Below are 2,418 nucleotides of genomic sequence, written 5' to 3' on the forward strand. Positions count from 1 at the left end.
TAGCGCTCGTCGTCGCCGGCTTCGGTCTGCACGTCGATATCGGCGTCGATGTCGGAGGTGTCGTCCTCCATGTCGTCCGCATCTTCCAGGATGTCGTCATCGTCCGCGTCGTCGGGCACTTCCACATCCACGTCATCCCCGTCGATCGCCGGCTTGGCGACCTTCTTCTGCTCATCCGGCAGCGGCGCAGCGCGCTTCAGGCGCGGCTGCTCGGCCGGCTGTTCGGTGCCGCATTTCGGGCAAACGGCCGGCGCCTTGCCGAGATCGAAGAAGCGCGCGCCGCAGGACACGCAGGTATGTTTTTCGCCAAGCTCAGGTTTTGCCATGTCAAACCTCGGATGAAGGGGCCGTATCAATCAGGGGCGGGGCGATGCCATGCCATCGCTTCTATGTCAAACACCATCAGCCGTGCTAAGCGCGCGCGCATGGATCAGTCATCACCCCGTCCCCAAATCTCCCGCCGCCCGGCGGGCGCGCTCAATGGCCGCCTGCATGTTCCGGGCGATAAATCCATCAGCCACCGCGCTCTGATGTTCGGCGCGCTGGCCGTCGGCCAGACCCGCATCACCGGGCTGCTGGAAGGCGAGGACGTGCTGCGCACCGCCGCCGCGATGCGGGCCTTGGGCGCGGAAATCACCCGCGAGGGCGCCGACTGGCTGGTCAGCGGGCGCGGCATTGGCGGGCTGGTGGAACCGAAGGATGTACTGGACATGGGCAATTCCGGCACCGCGGCGCGGCTGCTGGCCGGCATCCTCGCCACCCATCCGCTCTACGCGGTGATGACTGGCGATGCCTCGCTGCGCACCCGGCCGATGAGCCGGGTGACCGTGCCGCTGGCGCAGACCGGGGCGCAGTTTTTCGCGCGTGAGGGCGGGCGGCTGCCGTTGACGATTCTCGGCGCGCGCGAGCCGATGCCCCTCACCTACCGGCTGCCGGTGGCTTCCGCCCAGGTGAAATCCGCCGTGCTGCTGGCCGGCTTGAACGCGCCGGGCTTCACCGAGGTGGAGGAGCCGGAGCCGACCCGCGACCATTCCGAAAACATGCTGCGGCATTTCGGCGCGGACGTGACCGTCACCCAGGCCGGGGCCGGCCGGCATATCCGGCTGAAGGGTCAGCCGGAGCTGCGCGCCGCCGATGTGGCGGTGCCGGGCGACCCCTCCTCCGCCGCCTTCCCTGTCGCCGCCGCCTTGCTGGTGCCGGGCAGCGCGGTGACCATCGCCAATGTTGGCCTCAACCCGCTGCGCACCGGGCTGTTCCTGACGCTGCGCGAGATGGGCGCGAAGCTGGTGGTCGAGAACCAGCGCCTGGAGGGCGGCGAGCCGGTGGGTGACCTCACCGCGCATTTCTCCGCGTTGCGCCCGGTGGATGTGCCGCCGGAGCGGGCACCGAGCATGATCGACGAGTACCCGGTGCTGGCGGTGCTGTGCGCCGCCGCCAACGGCACCTCGCGCCTGCGCGGCCTGGCCGAGCTGCGGGTGAAGGAGAGCGACCGCCTCGCCGCCACCGCCGCCCTGCTGCGGGTCAACGGGGTGAATGTCGAGATCGAAGGCGATGATCTGCTGGTGCACGGCACCGGAGAGATCCAAGGCGGCGGTCTGGTGGAGACGCATATGGACCATCGTCTGGCGATGTCCGCCCTGGTGATGGGCCAGGCGGCGCGCGAGGCGGTGCGGATCGACGATGCGAGTTTCATCGACACCTCCTTCCCCGCCTTCCTGAAGCTGATGCGCGGCCTGGGTGCTGAGATGGTGGCCGCGTGATCATCATCGCCATCGACGGCCCGGCGGCGGCGGGCAAGGGCACGCTGGCCAAGCGCCTCGCCGCGGCGCTGAAGCTGCCTTATCTGGATACCGGCCTGCTCTACCGCGCCACCGCCAAGCGGGTGCTGGAGAGCGGGGGCGACCCGACCAACGAGCTGGACGCCATCGCCGCCGCCTGGGAGCTGAGCGAGGCCGACACCGCGCGGGGCGATCTGCGCGATGCCGCCACGTCAAAGGCGGCCAGTCAGGTGGCGGGCATTCCGGCGGTGCGCGAGGCGCTGCTGGCCTATCAGCGCGCCTACGGCAACACCAGGGGCGCGGTGCTGGATGGGCGCGATATCGGCACGGTGATTTTCCCGCAGGCGGATGTGAAGCTCTATATCACCGCCAGCGTCGAGGCGCGGGCGAAGCGCCGGCATGCGGAGTTTCTGGCCAAGGGCGAGAGCGTGGCGCTGGAGCAGGTGATCGCGGATGTGGCGGCGCGGGATGCGGCGGATAGCAGCCGGGCGACGGCACCGCTGCTGCCGGCGGAGGATGCCGTGCATATCGACACGACGGAGCTGAACGCCGACGAGGCGTTTGCGGCGGCCTTGCGCGTCGTGCAGCAGAAAACCGGGATCAAAAAATAAAAAGTTTTTGGGGGCGTGGGGGCTTTTTC

The 2,418-nt window shown here is 69.1% G+C and carries 3 protein-coding genes; 2 read left to right on the forward strand and 1 reads right to left on the reverse strand.

From position 1 onward, the window contains the following. The coding region (locus MXAZACID_RS07240) for an FYDLN acid domain-containing protein (protein ID WP_008493563.1) at nucleotides 1-326 on the reverse strand (326 nt) is incomplete at its 3' end. A 99-nt stretch (nucleotides 327-425) separates the two neighbouring features. Between MXAZACID_RS07240 and aroA the strand changes: the two genes are divergently transcribed. Continuing rightward, nucleotides 426-1,760 carry a 3-phosphoshikimate 1-carboxyvinyltransferase gene (aroA, locus tag MXAZACID_RS07245; RefSeq protein ID WP_008493564.1) on the forward strand — a complete coding sequence of 445 codons (1,335 nt, stop codon included), beginning with the start codon at nucleotides 426-428 and terminating at the stop codon, nucleotides 1,758-1,760. Beyond that, on the forward strand, nucleotides 1,757-2,389 hold the full coding sequence (gene cmk, locus MXAZACID_RS07250; protein WP_008493565.1) for a (d)CMP kinase: 633 nt from the start codon (nucleotides 1,757-1,759) through the stop codon (nucleotides 2,387-2,389). The genes aroA and cmk overlap by 4 nt, the downstream gene beginning before the upstream one ends. Nucleotides 2,390-2,418: the final 29 nt, after the last annotated feature.

This window comes from Acidocella sp. MX-AZ02, assembly GCF_000306035.1.
In the GTDB taxonomy this organism is placed as follows: Bacteria; Pseudomonadota; Alphaproteobacteria; order Acetobacterales; family Acetobacteraceae; genus Acidocella; species Acidocella facilis.

What these genes read in the sequence shown, in the direction of transcription:
- aroA (WP_008493564.1), top strand. Translation starts at nt 426, where the DNA reads ATGGATCAGTCATCACCCCGTCCCCAAATCTCCCGCCGCCCGGCGGGC.